Origin of the sequence: Amycolatopsis sp. TNS106, assembly GCF_019330265.1 — a bacterium.
In the GTDB taxonomy this organism is placed as follows: domain Bacteria; phylum Actinomycetota; class Actinomycetes; order Mycobacteriales; family Pseudonocardiaceae; genus Amycolatopsis; species Amycolatopsis lurida.
In genome coordinates this window covers 8,459,095-8,477,185 of record NZ_CP024972.1, presented here as the reverse complement: position 1 = coordinate 8,477,185, position 18,091 = coordinate 8,459,095, and the positions used below count along the sequence as shown (strand labels likewise).

Genomic DNA, 18,091 nt, shown 5'->3' with positions numbered 1-18,091 from the left:
CCTGGAACATCACAACGCCTGGACGGTGGTTTCGACGACCTGGGTGAGCGCCTGCCGGTCCGCGGTCTTTCCCAGCACCCGCAGGCCGTACATCGCGGCGAGCGTGAACCGCGCCAGCGCCCGCGGGTCCCGGTCCGGGCCGATCTCACCCGACTCCCTCGCGGCGGCGAACTCGGCGTGGAAAGCGTTCTCCGCCCGTTCGAAGTTGTGCCGGACGCGGGCGGTGACCTCGTCGTCGATCCCGCCGAGCTCGAGGGCGGCGTTGACGGCGAGACAGCCGCGATGCCCGGCCGAAGTGTCCAGCTCGTCGTCGACGACGTCCATCAGGACACGCCTGACCCGCGCCCGGATGGACCCCGGCGCGGCCAGCATCTCCTCGACGCGGGTCGCGGACGTCTCCTCGTAGCGGCGCAGCGCCTCACCGAACAGCTGCCGCTTGCCCGAAAACGCGTGGTACAGGCTTCCCCGTCCCAGCCCGGTGCCGTCGACGAGGTCCTGGGCCGACGTGGCGGCGTATCCCTTGCGCCAGAACGTGCCGACGGCGGCGTCGAGCACTTCGGTGGGATCGAATCCCTTGGGGCGAGGCATACCGCCAGCATTCCAGATTCTGTAACGATCGGTCAAATACCGACCGGTCGTTCCTACTTCGCCGCCCTTTGGGGCAAGGGCTCTTCCGGAGCCGCCCGGACGCGCCACACTCGGAACCATGGACCCCACTTTCGTCTTCGTGCACGGTTCGGGAAGCTCAGGACACGCCTGGTCGGCCACCCAGCGGGAGATGGCGTCACGCGGACATCGGACGCTCGCGATCGATCTCCCCGGCCGGGGAGCGGGTTTCACCACGGCCTACCACGAACAAGACCTCGAAGCCTTCGCGGCGGAGCCGTCGGTGATGAGCGGCCTGACCGCGGACGACTTCGCCCGGCCGGTGATCGACACGGTCCAGCGCGTGCGCCACCACGGCCCGGTCGTCCTGGTGGCGCACAGTTTCGGCGGGCTCCCGGTCACCGCCGCCGCCAACGCGATCCCGGAGCTGATCGACCGGGTCGTCTACCTCGCCGCGCAGTGCCCGGTGGACCGCGCGCCCGGCGAATACCCTGCGCTGCCCGGGTGGTCGTCGTCCGATCTCTTCCCCGCGACGGCGCCGCTCCTCGTCGGCGATCCGTCGCGCCAGGGTTTCCTCCGGGTCAACTGGCGTGGCGCCGACCGCGCCCAGCGTGACGCGCTGCGGAAGGCCATCGCCGGCGAACTCACCGAGGAGGAGTTCCTCCAGGTCGTCGTGACGAGCCAGCCGGACGAGGTGTTCTGGCTGACCGGGCAGGAATGGGACCTTCGCGCCGACAAGGACTCCTGGGGCCGGATCCCGCGCACGTTCGTCCGGCTGACCGAGGACCGGTCGATGCCGCTCGCCGCGCAGGACCTCTACATCGCCGAGGGCGACGCGCTGACCCCGGACAACCCGTTCGACGTCCGCGACCTCGCGAGCAGCCACGCCGGGTTCTTCCGGCGGCCCGCCGAACTGGCCGGGATCCTCGACGACCTCAGCGTCCGAGCAGGCGCCGGATCTCGGTGACGGCCGCGCGGCCCGCCCTGTTCGCGCCCACCGTGCTGGCGGACGGGCCGTAGCCGACCAGGTGCAGCCGCGGTTCGGCGACGACGCGGGTGCCGTCCATCCGGATGCCCCCGCCTGCCCCGCGCAGGCGCAGCGGCGCGAGATGGTCGATCGCGGCACGGAACCCGGTGGCCCACAGGATGACGTCGGCGGGCTCGAAGGTGCCATCAGCCCACTCCACGCCCTCCGGCGTGATCCGCTGGAACATCGGGTGACGGTCGAGGATCCCCGCGTCGAGGCCGGCGCGCACTTCGGGCGTCACCGCCAAATCGGTCACGCTCACGACGCTCTTCGGCGGCAGGCCCTCGCGGACGCGCCGATCGACCTTCGCGACGGCCTCCCGGCCCCAGTCCTCGCTGAACGGCTCGTCGCGCCAGACCGGCGGGCGCCGGGTCACCCAGCGCGTCGAGCGGGTGAAGGGCGCGATCTCCAGCACCAGCTGGACGGCCGACGAACCGCCGCCGACCACGACGACGCGTTTCCCGCGGAAGTCCTCGGCGCCGGTGTAGTCGGCGGTGTGCAGCTGACGGCCGCGGAAGGTCTCCTGCCCCGGGTAGTGCGGCCAGAACGGCCGGTCCCAGGTGCCGGTCGCGCTGATCACCGCACGCGCGGCCCAGGTTTCCGCCGCGCTGTGCTGATTCGCTCTCGGCGGGAAAACGTACCTCGAGCTTGCCACGACCAGCCGATCACCGTCGGCGCTCACCGACAGGACGTCGACGGGCCGGTGGACCGGGAGATCGTAGGTGCGTTCGAAGCGGCCGAAGTAGTCGGAAACGACCTCGGCCGCGGGTAGCTTCGGATCCGGAGTGCCGAAGGCCATCCCCGGGAGATCGTGGATGCCGTGGACCTTCCCCACGACCAGCGAGGGCCAGCGGTACTGCCAGGCGCCGCCGGGCCGTTTGCCGTGGTCGAGCACGACAAAGCCCGCCTCGTTGGCGAATCCCGCGCGGCGCAGGTGATATGCCGCCGACAGACCGGCCTGCCCCGCCCCGATCACCGCCACGTCGACTTCGTGATCCGCCTTCATACCGGGTTCAACGGCCGACGGAGGCGACTATTTCCTTCCGTGTCACTGTGTCCGGTGCGTCACAGCCCGCACGATCGCGACGACTACGAGCACCCCGGCGAGGACCACCAGCACCGGGGCCGCGCGTTTCACCACGGATCCACCCGCGTACTCCATCAGGTCGATGGCTTCGCCCTCCGTGACCTGCTTGACCGCTTGCAACGGCGGGCGGTCCCGGGGTTTCCCGGGATCGGGCGTGGTGGCGAGCTTGCCGGACAGGCAGTCCGCGAACGAGTCGAGGATCTTGCCGCCGACCTCGGAGATCATCCCGCGCCCGAACTGCGCGGGTTTACCGGTGACCGCCAGCTCCGTGGCGACGGCGCCGTGGGTGACGCCGTCCTTTTCGGTCAAGGTGAGCGTCACGGTCGCCGAAGCCGTGCCCGCCCCGCGGGCGTCCTTCCCGGCGGCCTTGATCACCACCTTCCTGGCGTCGCCGTCCTTCTCGACGAACTGGCCGGTTCCCTTGTAGAGCAGGGAGATCGGCCCGAGCTTGACCTTCACCGTGCCTTTGAAGGCGTCCCCGTCGACTTCGGTGAGGGTGGCGCCCGGCATGCACGGCGCCACCCGTTCCGGATCGACGACGGCCTTCCAGACCTCGTCGACCGGGGCGGGAACGGTGAATTCGTGGTCGAGCCGCACGGGCCGACCTCCCTTCTGGACGTGCTCAAGAACCTGCCGCGGCGAGGACCGCCCGGCCGGTCAGCACCCGCGCGAGGTGCTGCCGGTATTCGACGTCGGAGTTGCCGTCGGCCGTGGGGTTCGTGCCCTCGGCCGCGCGTTCGGCCGCGCCGCGGATCGCCTCGGCGGTGGCCGCGCAGCCGACCAGCGCCTCCTCGACCCCGGCGGCCCGCATCGGGGTCGAGCCCATGTTGGTCAGCGCGACCCGCGCCTCCTCGATGGTGCCCGCCTCGGTGCGGACACAGGCCGCGACCGCGACCATCGACCACGCCTGCGCGACCCGGTTGAACTTCTCGTAGTGGGCGTGCCAGCCGGTGTGCTTCGGCACCCGGACCTCGATCAGGAGTTCGTCCGCGGCGAGCGCGGTGGTGAACATGTCCTGGAAGAAGTCCGCCGCGGCCACTGTCCGCCGCCCGCCCGGCCCGGCGACGACGAGTTCGCAGCCGAGCGCGAGGACGGGGGCGAGCAGGTCACCGGCGGGATCGGCGTGCGCGAGGGCACCGCCGAACGTGCCGCGATGGCGGATCTGCGGATCGGCCACCGTGTCGGTGGCGGCCTTGAGCAACGCGGCGTGCTCGGCGACCAGCGCGTCCCGCTGGACGTCGTAATGCGTGGTCATCGAGCCGATCACCAGCGCGTCGCCGTCCTCACGGACGCCGCGCAGCCCGGCGACCTTCCCGAGGTCCACCAGCGTGGTCGGCGTGGCGAGCCGCATCCGCAGCACCGGCAGCAGGCTTTGCCCGCCCGCCAGCACCTTGGCGTCCTCACCCGCCTCGGCGAGCGCGCTGATCGCTTCGTCCACTGTGGACGGGGCGACGTACTCGAACGGGGCCGGGATCACTGGGCACCTCCGGTGGCGTCGATCGAACCGAGACCGCCACCGGCTTCGGAGCCGAGCCCGCCCGCGGCGGCCGACCCGTGCTGGATGGCGTGCCAGACCCGCATCGGGGTCAACGGCATTTCGATGTCGTTCACCCCGAAGTGCCGGACGGCGTCGACCACGGCGTTGACCACCGCCGGGGTCGAGGCGATCGTGCCCGCCTCCCCGACTCCCTTGGCGCCCAACGGGTTCGTCGTCGACGGGGTCTCGGTGCGATCGGTGGTGAAACTGGGCAGATCCGCCGCCGACGGGAGCAGGTAGTCGGCGAAGGTCCCGGTGGTCAGCGTGCCGCCTTCGTCGTGGACGGCCTCCTCGAACAACGCCTGCGCGATGCCCTGCGCGAGCCCGCCGTGTACCTGGCCTTCGACGATCAGCGGGTTGACGGCCACGCCGACGTCGTCGACGCAGACGTAGGAGCGCAACCGCACGCGCCCGGTCTCGGTGTCGACCTCGGCCGCGCACAGATGCGTGCCATGCGGGAACGAGAAGTTCTCCGGATCGAACGTGTCCGCCGAATCCAGCGACGGTTCGACCCCGTCCGGCAGGTTGTGCGCCGAGAACACGGCCCACGCGATGTCCTGGATGGACGTCGAGGAATCCGTGCCCTTGACCGAGAACTTGCCCGCCGAGAATTCGAGGTCGTCCTCGGAGCATTCCATCAGGTGCGCCGCGATCGGTTTGGCCTTGGCCAGCACCTTGTCCGCCGCGTTGACCACCGCGATCCCGCCGACCACCAGCGACCGGGAACCGTAGGTGTCCATACCCTTGTGCGAGGACTGGGTGTCGCCGTGGATGACCTCGATGTCCTCGAACGGGACGCCTAGTTTGTCGGCGACGATCTGGCTCCACGCCGTCTCGTGGCCCTGTCCGTGCGCGGAGGCGCCGGTGATGACCTCGATCTTGCCGGTGGGCAGCACGCGAATCTCCGCGTGTTCCCAGCCGCCCGCCGCGTAGTCCAGTGAGCCGAGGACCCGCGACGGCGCGAGACCGCACATCTCGGTGAACGTCGAGATGCCGATGCCGAGCTGGACCGGGTCGCCCGATTCCCGCCTTTCCTTCTGCTCGCGGCGGAGCCCGTCGTAGTCGAAGAGTTCCTTGGCCTTGGCGGTGGCGGCCTCGTAGTTGCCCGAGTCGTAGGTCAGCCCGGCCACCGTGGTGAACGGGAACTCCTCGTGCTTGATCCAGTTCTTCTCGCGGATCTCCATCGGGTCCATGCCCAGTTCGACGGCGAGTTCGTCCATCATGCGCTCGATCCCGAACGTGGCCTCCGGCCGCCCGGCGCCGCGGTACGCGTCGGTGAGCGTGGTGTTGGTGAACACGTTGGTGCAGGCGAAGTGGTATGCCGGGAACTTGTAGATCGCGTTGAACATGAACGCGCCGAGGATCGGCACGCCGGGGCCGACGAGACCGAGGTACGCGCCCATGTCGGCGAGCAGTTCGACCTTGAGGCCGGTCACCGTGCCGTCGCGGTTCGCGGTGAGGGTGATGTCCTGGATCTGGTCACGGCCGTGGTGCGCGGCGACCATCGTCTCCGAGCGGGACTCGTTCCACTTGACGGGTTTGCCGAGCCGCTTGGCGATGAGCGTCGCCATCATCTCTTCGGGCAGCACGGCGATCTTGCCGCCGAACCCGCCGCCGACGTCCGGCGCGATCACCCGCACCTTGTGCTCGGGAAGACCGAGCGTGGCGGCGGTCATCGTCTTGAGGATGTGCGGGACCTGGGTGGCCGACCACATGACCAGCTGATTGCCCGTCGGGTCGACGACGCACGCCCGCGGTTCCATGAACGCCGGCACCAGCCGCTGCTGGCGGAACCGCCGCTTGAGCACGACTTCGGAACTCGAAATCGCGTCTTCGACGTGGGAACCCGTTCCCGCGTCGGCGGAATCGAAGACCCAGACCGCGTTCTGGTTCGTGCCGAACTCCTCGTGCACCAGCGGCGCGCCCTCGGCGAGCGCGTTTTCCAGCCCGAGGACGACCGGGAGTTCGTCGTAGTCGACGTCGATCAGTTCGAGGGCGTCGTGCGCCTCGGCCGAGGTGCGGGCGACGACCACCGCGACACCCTCACCGGCGAAGTTCACCGTGTCCGAGGCGAGGATCGGCCGCCTCGGCGATTTCATGTCCGGCGTGATCGGCCACGCGCACGGCATGCCGATGGCGCCCTCGGGATCGAGGTCCTTCCCGGTGAAGACCGCGACCACACCGGGCGCGGATTTGGCCTCCGTGACGTCGATCGAGACGATCTTGGCGTGCGCGAACGGGCTGCGGAGCACCGCGAGGTGCAGCATGCCGGGCAGGGTCAGGTTGTCGGTCCAGCGGGTCCTGCCGGTGATGAGGCGCTCGTCCTCCTTGCGGCGACGGGACTTGCCGACCTCCGGTTCGATCGTGGAGGTCATCACTCACCACCCGCGCCGACACGGGAAGCGGTGTCCGAAGCGAGCCGCTCGGCTTCGGGGCCGGCCCCGGGCCGCATCTCGTGGGCGGCGTCGCGCACCGCGCGGACGATGTTCTGGTAACCCGTGCAGCGGCACAGGTTGCCTTCGAGCCCTTCGCGGACCGCCTTCTCGTCCGGATCGGGATTGTCGGCGAGCAGGTCGATCGACTGCATGATCATGCCGGGAGTGCAGAAACCGCACTGGAGCGCGTGATTCTCGTGGAAGGCCTTCTGCACCGGATGCAGTTCGCCGTCGCGGGCGAGTCCCTCGATCGTGGTGACCTCGCAGCCGTCGGCCTGGACCGCGAGTACCGAACAGGATTTCACGCTGTGCCCGTCGAGGTGGACGGTGCAGGCGCCGCAGTTGCTGGTGTCGCAACCGACCACGGTGCCTACCTTCCCGAGCCGTTCGCGCAGATGGTGCACGAGGAGGGTGCGGGGCTCGACGTCGTCTGTGTAGCTGGTGCCGTCGACGGTGACGGTGATGCGCATCAGGCCTCCAAAAGCAAGAGAAACCCCGCGCGGGTCCGGGGTCGTTCGGGAGCGGCCGGTCATTCGGTTGTCACGGACCGACCCCGGAGTGACCGTGATCGGACTCACAGTCGAGCGTGCTACTCAGGGCCTGCCAGGGCAACCCCCACCAGGGGGTGACTCGCGGACGGCTCCGCAAATGCGGTCGCGCAGATCAAGACCTTGCGCATATGCGACCCAGCGCGAGTCCGTGAAGGCCTCCTTGAGGGACCCAGAGTCCCTCAAGGAGGCCTTCACGGACAGGGCTCAGAACCGTCCTCACCACTCACGAGGCCAGTCGGCGTTCGCCCCGGTGACCACGGTGGCGACCCGGTCGCCGGGGATGTCGTGCACGGTCAGCGCGGCCAGGCCGGCGGCCCCCGCGGGTTCCGGCAGGACACCGAGGGTTTCCGCGCCCAGGCGCATGGCCGCACGCAGATCGTCGTCCTGGACCAGCACGAAGTCGTCCACGAGCGACCGCAGGCGCCGGACGGATTCGGGTTCCGGGGTGCGGATCGAGATGCCACCGGCGAACGAGTTCACCCGGTCGACGGTGACCGGCTCACCGGCCCGCCAGCTGGTCGCCATCGCCCGCGCCGACGTGGTCCCGACGCCGACGACCCGGACGTCCGGCGTATGCGCCTTGAGCCAGAGCGCGACGCCGGCGATCAGCGCGCCGTCGCCGACCGGGAGCACGACCGTGTCGATCGCGCCCGCCGCCGCCAGTTCCAGCCCGATCGTGCCCGCCCCTTCGGAGATCGCGGGTTCACGGCCGTCGACCACGAAGACACGGTCCGGCGCTTCCGCGGCGAAGGCGGCCGCGGCGACCTTCACCTCGCCCTCGGTTCTCCGCACCCGCGCCCCCAGGGTCTTGATCCGCCGCAGCTTGACCGGGGAGACGTCGGCCGGGACGAACACCTCGGCCCGCAATCCGCGTTTCCTGGCGGCGTACGCGACGGCCTGCCCGAAGTTGCCGCTGGTCCCGCACACCATCATGGTGCCCGGCTCCAGCCCGGCCGCGAAGTAGTCCGCGCCCCGGCCTTTGAAGCTGCGCAACGGATTCAGTGTCTCGATCTTCACCAGCACGTGCCGCCCGAGCCGGTCGTTCAGCTGTTCGTCGGAGTACTGCGGGGAGTCCAGGAAAACGGGATCGATCACCTTCGCCGCCTCGGCGACGTTGTCCGGATTCAGGTCCATGTCGGTCATGACGCCCAAGCTAAGACGGGAGCCGATCATGGCGATTGTAAATTTTCCCGCCCGCGTGCAAAAATCTTGCGTGACTCTCGACGAGATCGACCATCGGCTGCTCGACCTCGTCCAGGCCGACGCCGCCCGCCCCCTGCACGAACTGGGCGACGCCATCGGCCTCTCGCCCAGCGCGGTCCAGCGAAGGCTGACCCGGCTGCGCGCCGCGGGCGTGATCCGCGCCGAGGTCGCCGTGCTCGATCCGGAGACGCTCGGCGCGGGGATGACGTCGGTCATCCTGGTCGCGCTGATCGACGACGACGAAAAGCACCACACGGGCTTCCGCGAGCGCATGCTGGCCGAGCACCGTGTCCAGCACTGCTACAGCATCGTCGGGCACTGGGATTACGTCGTCGTCCTGCTCACCCCGGACCTCAAGGCGAACCGGCACCTGTCGAGACGGCTCTTCGACAAGCACGTCAAACGATTCGAAACCCTGCCCGCCTTCGAGGTGATCAAGTCGAGCCAGGCGGTCCCGGTACCCGGCGTCAGCCGTGGATCCGGCCGCTGAGTTCGGCGAGCCGCGATCCCGAACCACTCCACCGCAGCGCGATGATCTCCGCCGCGATCGACACCGCGGTCTCCTCGGGGGTCCGCGCGCCGAGGTCGAGACCGATCGGCGAGGACAGCCGTTCGAGTTCCGCCTCGGTGACCCCGGCTTCACGCAGCCGCGCGAACCGGTCGTCGTGCGTCTTGCGTGAGCCCATCGCCCCGACGTAGCCGACGTCGAGCCGCAAAGCGACCTCCAGCAGCGGCACGTCGAACTTCGGGTCGTGGGTGAGCACGGCGATCGCGGTCCGGCCGTCGACCCGGCCCGCTTCGGCTTCGGCCTTGAGATAGCGATGCGGCCAGTCGACGACGACCTCGTCGGCGTCCGGGAACCGGCTCTTCGTCGCGAACACGGGCCGCGCGTCGCAGACCGTGACCTGGTAGCCGAGGTACGCGCCCATCTTCGCCATCGCGGCGGCGAAGTCGATCGCGCCGAAGACCAGCAGGCGCGCGGGCGGTTCGAAGGAGTTGACGAAGACCGTCATCCCCTCGCCGCGGCGCTGCCCGTCCGGGCCGTAGTGCAAGGTGCCCGTGCGGCCGCCCGCGAGCATGCCACGCGCGTCGTCGACGACGGCGTCGTCCATCCGCGACGAGCCGAGCGACCCCGCGACGCGATCCGGCCAGACGATCAGATGCTCGCCGACCAGGCCGTCCCGCTCGTGCTCGATCACCGTGACCACGGCGACCGGCTGTCCATTGTGGACCGATTCGACGACGTCGCCGAGCTCGGGCATCGAGTCGCGGTCGAGGTGCTGGACGTAGATGTCGATGATCCCGCCGCAGGTCAGCCCGACCGCGAACGCGTCGTCGTCGCTGACGCCGTAACGCTGCAGCACGGGCGCGCGTTCGGCGACCACCTGCTGGGCGAGCTCGTAGACGGCGCCCTCGACGCAGCCACCGGAGACGCTGCCGGTGACCGTGCCGTCCGGGGCGACGAGCATCGCCGCTCCCGGGCTCCGCGGCGCCGACGAGAACGTCGCCACCACGGTGCCGACTCCCACCGTCTCGCCTGCCGCCCAGCGGCGGTGCAGTTCGTCCAGTACGTCACGCATCGGCGATCTCCACCAGCAGTCGTTCCAATGTGGCCAAGCTGTGCCCGGCGAGCAGCCGATCGAGGTACGGGAGCGCGGCCACGATGCCGGACTGCACGGGAGCGTAACCCGCCCGCCCCGCGTGCGGATTCACCCAGAATACGACGTGTGCGAGCCGCCGCAGCCTGGCGAGCTGCTCGCCGAGCAGGCCGGGGTCGCCCCGTTCCCAGCCGTCGGAGAACACGGTGACCACGGACCGCCTGGCCACACCTCGTTGTCCCCACCGGTCGAGGAACGCCCGCAGGGTCTCGCCGAGCCTCGTCCCGCCCGCGAAGTCGGGGACCGCGGCGGCCGCGGCGAGCATCGCGTGTTCGGGATCGCGCAGCCGGAGCTGACGGGAGACCCTGGTGAGCCGGGTGCCCAAGGTGAACACCTCGACCCGGCCCGGGGCGTGCCGCGCCACGACGTGCGCGAACCGCAACAGGGAGTCTGCGTACGGCCCCATCGAGCCGGAGACGTCGATCAGGAGGACGACGCGGCGCGGTTTGACACCCTTCCGCCGGTACGCCAGCCGCACGGGCTCGCCGCCCCCGGCCAGCATCGCGCGGAGCGTGCGCGACGGATCGAGCGTGCCGCGCCGGGCCGCGCGACGGCGCGAAGACGACCGTGGCGGGAGCGCCGGGCGCAGTTTCGCGAGCAGTTCCCGCAGGTGAGCGCGTTCGGCGACACTCAGCTCGGCGAGATCGCGGTGCCGCAGGATTTCTTCCTCGCTTGCCGCCACGCGGAGTTCGTCGGGATCCGCGCCGGACTCGCCTTGGCCCGCCTGCGCGAGCGTGGCGATCCTGGCGCGCTTCGGGGTCGCTTCCCGGCCGCGCCGCCGTGACCCGGTTTCCTTTTCGGTGAACCAGCCGTCGAACGCGGCGTCGTAGCGCGGAAGGTCGTCGGGATCCGCGCACAGCGTCAACCGTCCGGCCCAGTACAGCTGGTCCGGATCGGCGAGATCGATCTCGCCGACGGCTTCGAGGTACGCCCGCACTCGGTGCGCGTCGCACGGCAAACCGGCTTCGCGCAAGGCCTGCGCGAAGCCGACAAAGCCCGCCAGTGGATCGCTCACTCCTCCATTGTGCGCGCGTTTCGTCATCCGGATGCGGTACCTGCGCGAAACGCGGGAGTCAGCGGCGGGCGAAGGCCGGGGTTTTCTCGCGCAGGGGACCGATGCCGCCCAAGAAAGCGGCGAGTGCGGTGAGCTGCGGGAACCGGTCCGAGAGCCGGAAGAGCAGCGGCACGGTCCGCTCGTTCAACGTCCCGTCGAGAGCGGGCTCGACGAGTATCCTGTGCTCCTCCAGCTGCTGTTTCCGGGCGAGCGCGACGGGCACGGACCGCCGCCGCTGCACGCGGGCGAGGTCCCGTGCGGCCGGCGTCCCGCGCAGCAGCGGGGCGGCGAGGATCCGCGCGGCCGCCACCGCGTCCTGCACCGCGATGTTGACTCCCATACCGCCGGCCGGTGACATCGCGTGCGCGGCATCGCCGATGCAGAGCACCCGGCCGGAGTACCAGCGCGGGAGCTTGGACATCCGGACCTTCAGCAGTTTGACGTCGCCCCAGTCCCGGATCTCGTTCACCTGCTCGTCTTTCCAGCCGAACAGGCGCCGATCCGTTCCCGGAACTTCTCGATCCCTTCGGCGCGCTGCGCGGCGTCCTGCCCCTTCCGGATCAGGTACGAGGTCTGGAAGTAGTCGCCGCGGTCCATGGTCATACCGGCGAGCCCGCCCTCGAACCGGCCGAACACCTGCGCCTCCTTGCCGGTGTCTTCGAGTTTCGGCACCCGTACCCACCAGACGTCCATCGGCACCTCGTACTCCTTCGGCACGAGTCCCGCCTCGGCGCGGATCAGCGAGTCCCGGCCGTCACAACCGACCACGAGCGGCGCGGCCAGTTCCCGCTCCTCTCCGCCGGAATCGCGATAGCGCACACCGCCACCGTCGCGCAGGCCGAGCACCTCGGCCCCCATGCGCAGGGTGAAGGTGGGTTCCTCGGCCGCGGCTTCGGCGAGCAGGTTCAGGAAATCCCATTGCGGGACCATCGCGATGTATTTGTGCGGCCCGGGAATACGGCTGAAATCGGCGGCGACGATGCTCGCGTCGCCGATCATCATCCGCATCTTCTCCAGCCGTCGCGCCGGCAATTCCGCGAAGCGGTCACCGAGCCCGAGTTCGTCGAGCAACATCAGCGTCGGCGGGTGCACGGTGTCACCGCGGAAATCGCGGAAGAAATCCTTGTGTTTCTCGAGAACGGTGACCTCGACCCCGGCTCGCGCCAACAGGAGTCCGAGCACCATCCCCGCCGGACCGCCCCCCACCACACAACACTGTGTACGTTCCATGACCGAGTTGTAGCGCGCGGAAGGGGGCCACCGCCATGTATTCGGCCTTGAAGAGGACCTAGGTCCTGTCGAGCGGCCGCCTCATGGACGAGGCGTGTCGCGAAAGCCATTTTCGCGACGTCTGATGTCCCGAAAGTGGCTTTCGCGACGCCGGCGCGGCGAGAGTCCCCTGCACACCGGCCTTTGCCTTACCTCTTGAGAAGTCCGGCGATGAGGACCCCGACCATTTTGCGCGCGTTGTAGCGCGGATCGCTTTCGGCGCCGATGCAGAGGTTCCCGACACCGCGCATGACTTCGAGCGCCTGCAGATCGGAGCGGATCTCGCCCGCCTCGGCCGCCGCGTCGAGAAGCCGTGCGCACACCGGCAGAAGGGTGTCGAGGAAGTAGGTGTGCAGCGTCTCGAACCCGGCGTTGTCGGATTGCAGCACCGCCGCCAGACCGTGTTTGGTGACCAGGAAATCGACGAAGAGATCGATCCAGCGTCGCAGCGCCTCATACGGGGAATCGCTGGACGCCAGCAGTTCCGGCCCGGCTTCGGCGCACGCGTCGACCTGATGCCGGTAGACGGCGACGATGAGGTCGGCCCTGGTCGGAAAATGCCGGTAGATCGTGCCCATCCCGACGCCCGCCTTGGCCGCGATGTCGCGGACCGGCGCCTCGACGCCCGAGGTGACGAAGACCGCGGCGGCGGCGTCGAGCAAGGTCTTCTCGTTGCGGCGGGCGTCCGCGCGTTTGGCCTTGGTGCCCTCTTCCCTCATCACACCACTCCTCTGCCGCCGGGGCTGCCAAGCGGGACACTGCTCCGTATCGTTAGCGGAGCAACGTTCCGCTTGCTCATTTTGCCATGGCGGGCATCGTCATGCAGTACCGCACGCCCTGCTCGACGCGTCCCTGCTGCACCGCTGAACTCAGGCGAGCAGTTTGTCCAGCTTGGCCCGGACCCTGTCCAGGTCTTCGCTGTACTTGAGCACCGAACCGAGGGTCCGGGCGGCGGTCGCGGCATCCAGTTCGGACATTCCGAGCGCGAGGAGCGCCTGAGCCCAATCGAGGGATTCCGCCACCCCGGGCGGTTTCAGCAACTCCATCGCGCGAAGCCGCTGGACCGCCGTCGCGACCTGTGTCGCGAGCGCCTCGCCAAGGTCCGGGATCTTGCGGCGCAGGATCTCGATCTCGCGGCCGAGGTCCGGATGTTCGAGCCAGTGATAGAGACAGCGGCGTTTGAGCGCGTCGTGCACCTCCCGCGTCCGGTTGGAGGTGAGCACCACGAGCGGCGGATGGCCGGCGCGCACCTCGCCGAACTCGGGGATCGTCACCGCGTTCTCGTCGAGCAGTTGCAGCAGGAAGGCTTCGAACTCGTCGTCGGCCCGGTCGATCTCGTCGACCAGCAGGACACACGGAGCGGTCTGCAACGCTTTCAGCAGCGGCCGGGAGAGCAGGAAACGTTCGGTGTAGAGGGACTGTTCGGCGGCCTCGACGTCGAGGCCGCCGTCACCCGCGGCTTCCAGCGCCCGCAAATGCAGCAACTGGCGGGGGAAGTCCCATTCGTACAGTGCCTGCGCCGCGTCGATCCCCTCGTGACACTGGAGCCGGATGAGCGGCATGCCGAGCGCTTCGGCCAGCCCCAGGGCGAGCGAGGTCTTGCCGGTGCCCGGTTCGCCCTCGCAGAACAGCGGACGGCCGAGCGCCACGGCGAGGAACCCGGCCGTGGCGATGCCGTCATCGGCGAGGTAGCCGACCGTTTCGAGGGCTTCGGCCAGTTTCTCGGGCGATTCGACGGTCACCTGCCGATCGTAGGCCTCGGTGAGCCGGAGATCAGCCCGGAAGATCCTCGCGGCGGTCCACGTCGTTCCCGGTACCGAGGTCACCGCATTCGACGAACCGCAGGTCCTGGCGGCCCTTGAGCCAGTCTCGGGCGCCCTTGTCGCCGGACGCGCCCGCCACTATCTCCGGCCACCATCGGCGGCCGAGTACGACGGGGTGGCCGGGAACACCTTTGTAGGTGGCACGCGCGACGGTGCTCTCATCTGCCCCGGCGACGACCCGGCGGACCACTTCGGCGCCGACGCCGGGCAGATCCACGAGATGCACGACGGCGGCTTCGGCATCGGTTCCGGTGAGTGCCCGCAGGCCCGCGCGCAAGGACGCGCCCATGCCGGACTGCCAGTCTTCGGCGACGACCGCGGCATCGGGATCGGGCAGGAGCGTGCGGACTTCCGCGGCCGACGCACCCAGCACCACCCGGACCGGCGCGCAGCCCGCGTCGGCGAGTACCCGTGAAGCCCGCACGACGAACGGCTCGCCGTCGAGGACGGCCAGCGCCTTCGGCCCGCCGAACCGGCGGCCGGCTCCGGCCGCGAGCAACAGCCCGGCGACCTCAGCCATGCCGCGCTTTGGTGGGCGGCGCCGAGGCGAGATCGGTTTCGATGGCGCGCGCCGCCGCGAGCAGGGGCGGCAGCAGTTCCTGCTCGACCGACTCGCGCGTGGTGCGGCTGGCGTGGGTGGAGAGGTTGACCGCGGCCACGACCCTGCCCCGCCGGTCGTGGATCGGCGCGGCGATCGAGCGGAGGCCCTCTTCGAGTTCCTGGTCAACCATCGCGTAGCCCTGCTCGTAGACCCTGACCAGTTCCGCGAGCAGTTGCTCCGGCCGGCTCTTGGTCCGCGCGGTGAGCTTGTCGAGCGGCGCTTCGGCGAGGTAGTCCCGCAGGTCGGAGTCATCGAGACCGGCCAGCAGGACATGCCCCATCGACGTCGCGTGCGCCGGGAAGCGGGTGCCGACGTTGATGCTGACGGTCATGATCCGCGAAACGGCCACGCGCGCGACGTAGACGATGTCCCTGCCTTCGAGCACAGAGACCGAACTCGACTCGTGCACCTCGGCGGAGAGCCGCTCCAGATGCGGCTGGGCGACCTCAGGCAGCGACAGGCTCGACAGGTACGAGTAGCCCAGTTCGAGGACCCGCGCGGTGAGCGAGAAGTATTTGCCGTCCGTGCGCACGTACCCCAGGTCGACGAGGGTGAGCAGGAACCGGCGGGCGGCCGCCCTGGTCAGCCCGGTCGAGCGGGCGACGTCGCTCAGGGTGAGTTCCGCCGCGTCCGCGTTGAACGCCTTGATCACGGCCAGCCCGCGCTCCAGCGACTGGACATGATGCGCCCCGCGCTCGGTCACCTCGCCTTCGTCCATATGAGAACCCTAACGGCCTCCCTTTTCCTGGGCGGCAGGCTCACCGAGTTCGGCCAGTACCCGCTGCGCGACGGCGAACGCCGTGTTGGCCGCCGGGGCACCCGTGTAGACGGCCGTGTGCAGCAGAACCTCGGAGATCTCCTGCGCAGTGAGTCCATTGTGGACGGCGGCGCGGACGTGCATCGCGAGCTCGTCGTGGGCGTGCAACGCGGTGAGCGCAGCCAGGGTGACGCAGCTGCGGGTCTTGCGGTCGAGCCCGTCACGCGACCAGACCGATCCCCAGGCGCCCCGGGTGATGTAGTCCTGGAACGGGCGGCTGAACTCGGTGGTGCGGGCGACCGCCCGATCGACGTGCGCGTCCCCGAGGACCTCACGGCGCACCTTCATGCCGGTCTCGTAGGTGTCGTCGGTCATCGGACGGCCTCCAGGTGTTCGAGGATCAACGCGGTGAACCGCTCGGGCTGTTCGAAGCTGCCCAGATGCGCGGCGCCTTCGACCACTTCGAGCCGCGCGTCCGGGATACCGCCCGCGATCACCTCGGCGTGCTCGACCGGGGTGGCCGGGTCCTCGGCGCCCGCGATCACCAGGGTCCGCGCCGCGATCTTGGGCAGATCGCCGACGAGGTCCATCCTTTCGATGGCCTGGCAGGACGACGCGTAGCCCTCGGCGGGGACGCTCGCGATCATCTCGCGCAGGTATCCGGCCCGCTCGGGGTGGGCGGCCGCGTGACCGGCGGTCAGCCAGCGGCCGACCCCGGCCTCGGCGACCGCGGCGGTGCCCTTCTCCCGGACCGTCTTGGCCCTGTCCGCCCACATGCTCGGCGGCCCGAGCTTCGCGGACGTGCAGCACAACACGAGGCTGACGATCCGGTCCGGCGCGTTCACGCCCAGCCACATCCCGGTCATCCCGCCGAGCGAGAGCCCGACGACGTGGGCACGTTCGGCGCCGTGCTCGTCGAGCAGCGCGAGCAGGTCGCCGCCGAGATCCGCGAGGGTGTACGGCCCCGGCGGGACGGGCGACGCGCCATGCCCGCGGCTGTCGTACCGGATCACCCGGAAACCCTGCTCTGCCAAGGGTTTCACCTGCGGTTCCCACATGCGGTGATCGCTGCCGAGCGATCCGCTGAACACCACGACAGGACCGTCCGCCGGCCCTTCCGCGACGCTGTGCACCTTGACCGAACTGTGCACTTTTACCGAACTGTGCACCTTCACCGGCTCAGACATCGAAGAACACCGTCTCTCCCTCGCCCTGCAACCGGATGTCGAACCGGTAGCCGTCGCCGTCCTTGGTGGCGACCAAGGTCCCCCGGCGGGCCTCCGGAACCGACGCCAGCACCGGATCCCCGGAGTTGTCGTTGTCCTCGAAGTAGATCCGGGTGACCACCCGGTGCAGGAGTCCGCGGGCGAACACCGAGACGTCGATATGCGGGGCCTGCGTGCTGCCCGCCGGGCCGGGCAGCGAACCGGGCAGGATCGTCCGGATCTGATAGTTGCCACCCGGATCGGTGGGGCAGCGGCCGAAGCCACGGAACCCGCCGGCGACGGCTCCGCGCGGGTCGTCGGGATGATCGAACCGGCCGTCGGCGTCGGCCTGCCAGGTCTCGATCATCGCGTCCGGGACGGGCTCGCCCGCGCCGTCGAGGACGCGGCCGTGGATCCGGACCGCGGCGGGCTCGTCCGCGGGGACGACGTCCGGCCCGTCCGGCCAGGGCAGGCCGATGGACAGGTACGGGCCGACGGTCTGGGAAGGCGTCGTCTCCGGCATCAGTGCTCGTCCTCCTCGTCTTCGAAGACCGAAGCCTCGCGGCCGCGCACGACGATGTCGAACTGGAAGGCCAGCGCCCACTCGGCTTCCGTGCGGTCGAGGTCGAAGCGGGCGATCATCCGCTGCCGGGCCTTCTCGTCCGGGATGGAGTTGAAGATCGGGTCCTGCGAGAACAGCGGATCTTCCGGGAAGTACATCTGGGTGACCAGCCGCTGGGTGAACGCGCTGCCGAACACCGAGAAGTGGATATGCGCCGGCCGCCAGGCGTTGTCGTGGTTCTTCCACGGGTACGCGCCCGGTTTGATCGTGGTGAAGGTGTAGCGCCCTTCGGAGTCGGTGAGCGTCCGGCCCGCGCCGTCGAAGTTGGGGTCCAGCGGCGACGGCCAGCGGTCGCCGGTGTGCCGGTACCGGCCGCCCGCGTTCGCCTGCCAGATCTCCACCAGCGAATCGCGGATCGGCCGGCCGTCGCCGTCGAGCAGCCGTCCGGTGACGATGATCCGCTGCCCCTGTGGCTCCCCCGCGTGTCCCTTGGTGAGGTCGTTGTCGAATTCGCCGATCCGGCCCGGTCCCAGCGCGGGACCGGTGACCTCGGTCAGCAGATGCGGGAGCACGATCAACGGCTCTTTCGGGTGCCGCAGCGCAGTCGACCGGTAGCCGGCGTGGTCGAGCGGCGGATGCGTGCCCTCCGGATCGCGCCGGTAGCGCGGGAGCCTCAGTTCTGCGGGTGCGGACATGGTTTCCCTCCAGCGCGGGTC

At 69.8% G+C, this 18,091-nt stretch carries 19 protein-coding genes and 1 pseudogene; 2 read left to right on the top strand and 18 right to left on the bottom strand.

The annotated features are described in order from the left end of the window. Positions 1 to 9 precede the first annotated feature (9 nt). Positions 10 to 588 (bottom strand): TetR/AcrR family transcriptional regulator, encoded by a 579-nt coding sequence (locus CVV72_RS39385; RefSeq protein ID WP_219149687.1) that lies wholly within the window; start codon positions 586 to 588, stop codon positions 10 to 12. A gap of 118 nt (positions 589 to 706) precedes the next feature. Here CVV72_RS39385 and CVV72_RS39380 point away from each other — a divergent pair, with 118 nt between their 5' ends. Next, positions 707 to 1,573, top strand: coding sequence for an alpha/beta fold hydrolase (locus CVV72_RS39380; RefSeq protein ID WP_219149685.1), 867 nt, complete (start codon positions 707 to 709; stop codon positions 1,571 to 1,573). On the opposite strand, the gene CVV72_RS39375 is transcribed toward CVV72_RS39380, so the two are convergent. The 6 genes from CVV72_RS39375 to CVV72_RS39350 all read right to left on the bottom strand — a co-directional run bounded on the left by CVV72_RS39375 (position 1,542) and on the right by CVV72_RS39350 (position 8,377). Continuing rightward, positions 1,542 to 2,639: an NAD(P)-binding domain-containing protein gene (locus tag CVV72_RS39375; protein ID WP_219149683.1), complete on the bottom strand. Its 1,098-nt coding sequence runs from the start codon at positions 2,637 to 2,639 to the stop codon at positions 1,542 to 1,544. The genes CVV72_RS39380 and CVV72_RS39375 overlap by 32 nt on opposite strands. A 42-nt stretch (positions 2,640 to 2,681) precedes the next feature. Beyond that, complete coding sequence (locus tag CVV72_RS39370) at positions 2,682 to 3,317, bottom strand: SRPBCC family protein (RefSeq protein ID WP_219149681.1); 636 nt, start codon at positions 3,315 to 3,317, stop codon at positions 2,682 to 2,684. Positions 3,318 to 3,342: 25 nt separating this feature from the next. Next, positions 3,343 to 4,197, bottom strand: coding sequence for a xanthine dehydrogenase family protein subunit M (locus CVV72_RS39365; protein ID WP_219149679.1), 855 nt, complete (start codon positions 4,195 to 4,197; stop codon positions 3,343 to 3,345). Further along, a complete protein-coding gene (locus CVV72_RS39360; protein WP_219149677.1) occupies positions 4,194 to 6,632 on the bottom strand; it encodes a xanthine dehydrogenase family protein molybdopterin-binding subunit in 2,439 nt (812 codons plus the stop codon). Before CVV72_RS39360 ends, CVV72_RS39365 begins: the two co-directional genes overlap by 4 nt. Beyond that, positions 6,632 to 7,162 carry a (2Fe-2S)-binding protein gene (locus tag CVV72_RS39355; RefSeq protein ID WP_016336316.1) on the bottom strand — a complete coding sequence of 177 codons (531 nt, stop codon included), beginning with the start codon at positions 7,160 to 7,162 and terminating at the stop codon, positions 6,632 to 6,634. The genes CVV72_RS39360 and CVV72_RS39355 overlap by 1 nt, the downstream gene beginning before the upstream one ends. A gap of 297 nt (positions 7,163 to 7,459) precedes the next feature. Then, complete coding sequence (locus CVV72_RS39350; protein ID WP_255632820.1) at positions 7,460 to 8,377, bottom strand: threonine/serine dehydratase; 918 nt, start codon at positions 8,375 to 8,377, stop codon at positions 7,460 to 7,462. A gap of 79 nt (positions 8,378 to 8,456) precedes the next feature. Between CVV72_RS39350 and CVV72_RS39345 the strand changes: the two genes are divergently transcribed. After that, positions 8,457 to 8,936 (top strand): Lrp/AsnC family transcriptional regulator, encoded by a 480-nt coding sequence (locus CVV72_RS39345; RefSeq protein WP_219149673.1) that lies wholly within the window; start codon positions 8,457 to 8,459, stop codon positions 8,934 to 8,936. On the opposite strand, the gene CVV72_RS39340 is transcribed toward CVV72_RS39345, so the two are convergent. From CVV72_RS39340 to pcaH, 11 genes and pseudogenes are all read right to left on the bottom strand, one after another. After that, on the bottom strand, positions 8,914 to 10,026 hold the full coding sequence (locus CVV72_RS39340; RefSeq protein WP_219149671.1) for an XdhC/CoxI family protein: 1,113 nt from the start codon (positions 10,024 to 10,026) through the stop codon (positions 8,914 to 8,916). The genes CVV72_RS39345 and CVV72_RS39340 overlap by 23 nt on opposite strands. Continuing rightward, on the bottom strand, positions 10,019 to 11,119 hold the full coding sequence (locus tag CVV72_RS39335) for a VWA domain-containing protein (protein WP_255632404.1): 1,101 nt from the start codon (positions 11,117 to 11,119) through the stop codon (positions 10,019 to 10,021). The genes CVV72_RS39340 and CVV72_RS39335 overlap by 8 nt, the downstream gene beginning before the upstream one ends. Before the next feature lie 58 nt (positions 11,120 to 11,177). Then, positions 11,178 to 12,343: pseudogene (locus CVV72_RS39330) on the bottom strand (FAD-dependent oxidoreductase). A 233-nt stretch (positions 12,344 to 12,576) separates the two neighbouring features. Further along, complete coding sequence (locus CVV72_RS39325) at positions 12,577 to 13,146, bottom strand: TetR/AcrR family transcriptional regulator (protein ID WP_219149667.1); 570 nt, start codon at positions 13,144 to 13,146, stop codon at positions 12,577 to 12,579. Positions 13,147 to 13,296: 150 nt separating this feature from the next. Beyond that, positions 13,297 to 14,169 (bottom strand): MoxR family ATPase, encoded by an 873-nt coding sequence (locus CVV72_RS39320; RefSeq protein ID WP_219149665.1) that lies wholly within the window; start codon positions 14,167 to 14,169, stop codon positions 13,297 to 13,299. Positions 14,170 to 14,200: 31 nt separating this feature from the next. Beyond that, entirely contained in the window at positions 14,201 to 14,770 is a 570-nt protein-coding gene (locus CVV72_RS39315; protein ID WP_219149663.1) for an NTP transferase domain-containing protein, read from the bottom strand. After that, on the bottom strand, positions 14,763 to 15,569 hold the full coding sequence (locus CVV72_RS39310) for an IclR family transcriptional regulator C-terminal domain-containing protein (protein ID WP_219149661.1): 807 nt from the start codon (positions 15,567 to 15,569) through the stop codon (positions 14,763 to 14,765). Before CVV72_RS39310 ends, CVV72_RS39315 begins: the two co-directional genes overlap by 8 nt. A 9-nt stretch (positions 15,570 to 15,578) precedes the next feature. Further along, positions 15,579 to 15,983 carry a 4-carboxymuconolactone decarboxylase gene (pcaC, locus tag CVV72_RS39305; protein WP_034321155.1) on the bottom strand — a complete coding sequence of 135 codons (405 nt, stop codon included), beginning with the start codon at positions 15,981 to 15,983 and terminating at the stop codon, positions 15,579 to 15,581. Continuing rightward, the gene (pcaD, locus tag CVV72_RS39300) at positions 15,980 to 16,795 is read right to left on the bottom strand and encodes a 3-oxoadipate enol-lactonase (RefSeq protein ID WP_219149659.1); all 816 of its coding nucleotides are present in this window, start codon (positions 16,793 to 16,795) and stop codon (positions 15,980 to 15,982) included. The genes pcaC and pcaD overlap by 4 nt, the downstream gene beginning before the upstream one ends. After that, on the bottom strand, positions 16,788 to 17,336 hold the full coding sequence (gene pcaG / locus CVV72_RS39295; RefSeq protein WP_219149657.1) for a protocatechuate 3,4-dioxygenase subunit alpha: 549 nt from the start codon (positions 17,334 to 17,336) through the stop codon (positions 16,788 to 16,790). Before pcaG ends, pcaD begins: the two co-directional genes overlap by 8 nt. Continuing rightward, entirely contained in the window at positions 17,336 to 18,070 is a 735-nt protein-coding gene (gene pcaH, locus CVV72_RS39290; RefSeq protein WP_219149654.1) for a protocatechuate 3,4-dioxygenase subunit beta, read from the bottom strand. Before pcaH ends, pcaG begins: the two co-directional genes overlap by 1 nt. Positions 18,071 to 18,091: the final 21 nt, after the last annotated feature.

Bases quoted from the DNA above. Each gene is read 5' to 3' on its own strand.
- CVV72_RS39385 (WP_219149687.1), bottom strand. From the start codon at position 588: ATGCCTCGCCCCAAGGGATTCGATCCCACCGAAGTGCTCGACGCCGCC.
- CVV72_RS39380 (WP_219149685.1), top strand. From the start codon at position 707: ATGGACCCCACTTTCGTCTTCGTGCACGGTTCGGGAAGCTCAGGACAC.
- CVV72_RS39375 (WP_219149683.1), bottom strand. From the start codon at position 2,639: ATGAAGGCGGATCACGAAGTCGACGTGGCGGTGATCGGGGCGGGGCAG.
- CVV72_RS39360 (WP_219149677.1), bottom strand. From the start codon at position 6,632: ATGACCTCCACGATCGAACCGGAGGTCGGCAAGTCCCGTCGCCGCAAG.
- CVV72_RS39355 (WP_016336316.1), bottom strand. From the start codon at position 7,162: ATGCGCATCACCGTCACCGTCGACGGCACCAGCTACACAGACGACGTC.
- CVV72_RS39350 (WP_255632820.1), bottom strand. From the start codon at position 8,377: ATGGACCTGAATCCGGACAACGTCGCCGAGGCGGCGAAGGTGATCGAT.
- CVV72_RS39340 (WP_219149671.1), bottom strand. From the start codon at position 10,026: ATGCGTGACGTACTGGACGAACTGCACCGCCGCTGGGCGGCAGGCGAG.
- CVV72_RS39325 (WP_219149667.1), bottom strand. From the start codon at position 13,146: ATGAGGGAAGAGGGCACCAAGGCCAAACGCGCGGACGCCCGCCGCAAC.
- CVV72_RS39315 (WP_219149663.1), bottom strand. From the start codon at position 14,770: ATGGCTGAGGTCGCCGGGCTGTTGCTCGCGGCCGGAGCCGGCCGCCGG.
- CVV72_RS39310 (WP_219149661.1), bottom strand. From the start codon at position 15,569: ATGGACGAAGGCGAGGTGACCGAGCGCGGGGCGCATCATGTCCAGTCG.
- pcaC (WP_034321155.1), bottom strand. From the start codon at position 15,983: ATGACCGACGACACCTACGAGACCGGCATGAAGGTGCGCCGTGAGGTC.
- pcaD (WP_219149659.1), bottom strand. From the start codon at position 16,795: ATGTCTGAGCCGGTGAAGGTGCACAGTTCGGTAAAAGTGCACAGTTCG.
- pcaG (WP_219149657.1), bottom strand. From the start codon at position 17,336: ATGCCGGAGACGACGCCTTCCCAGACCGTCGGCCCGTACCTGTCCATC.
- pcaH (WP_219149654.1), bottom strand. From the start codon at position 18,070: ATGTCCGCACCCGCAGAACTGAGGCTCCCGCGCTACCGGCGCGATCCG.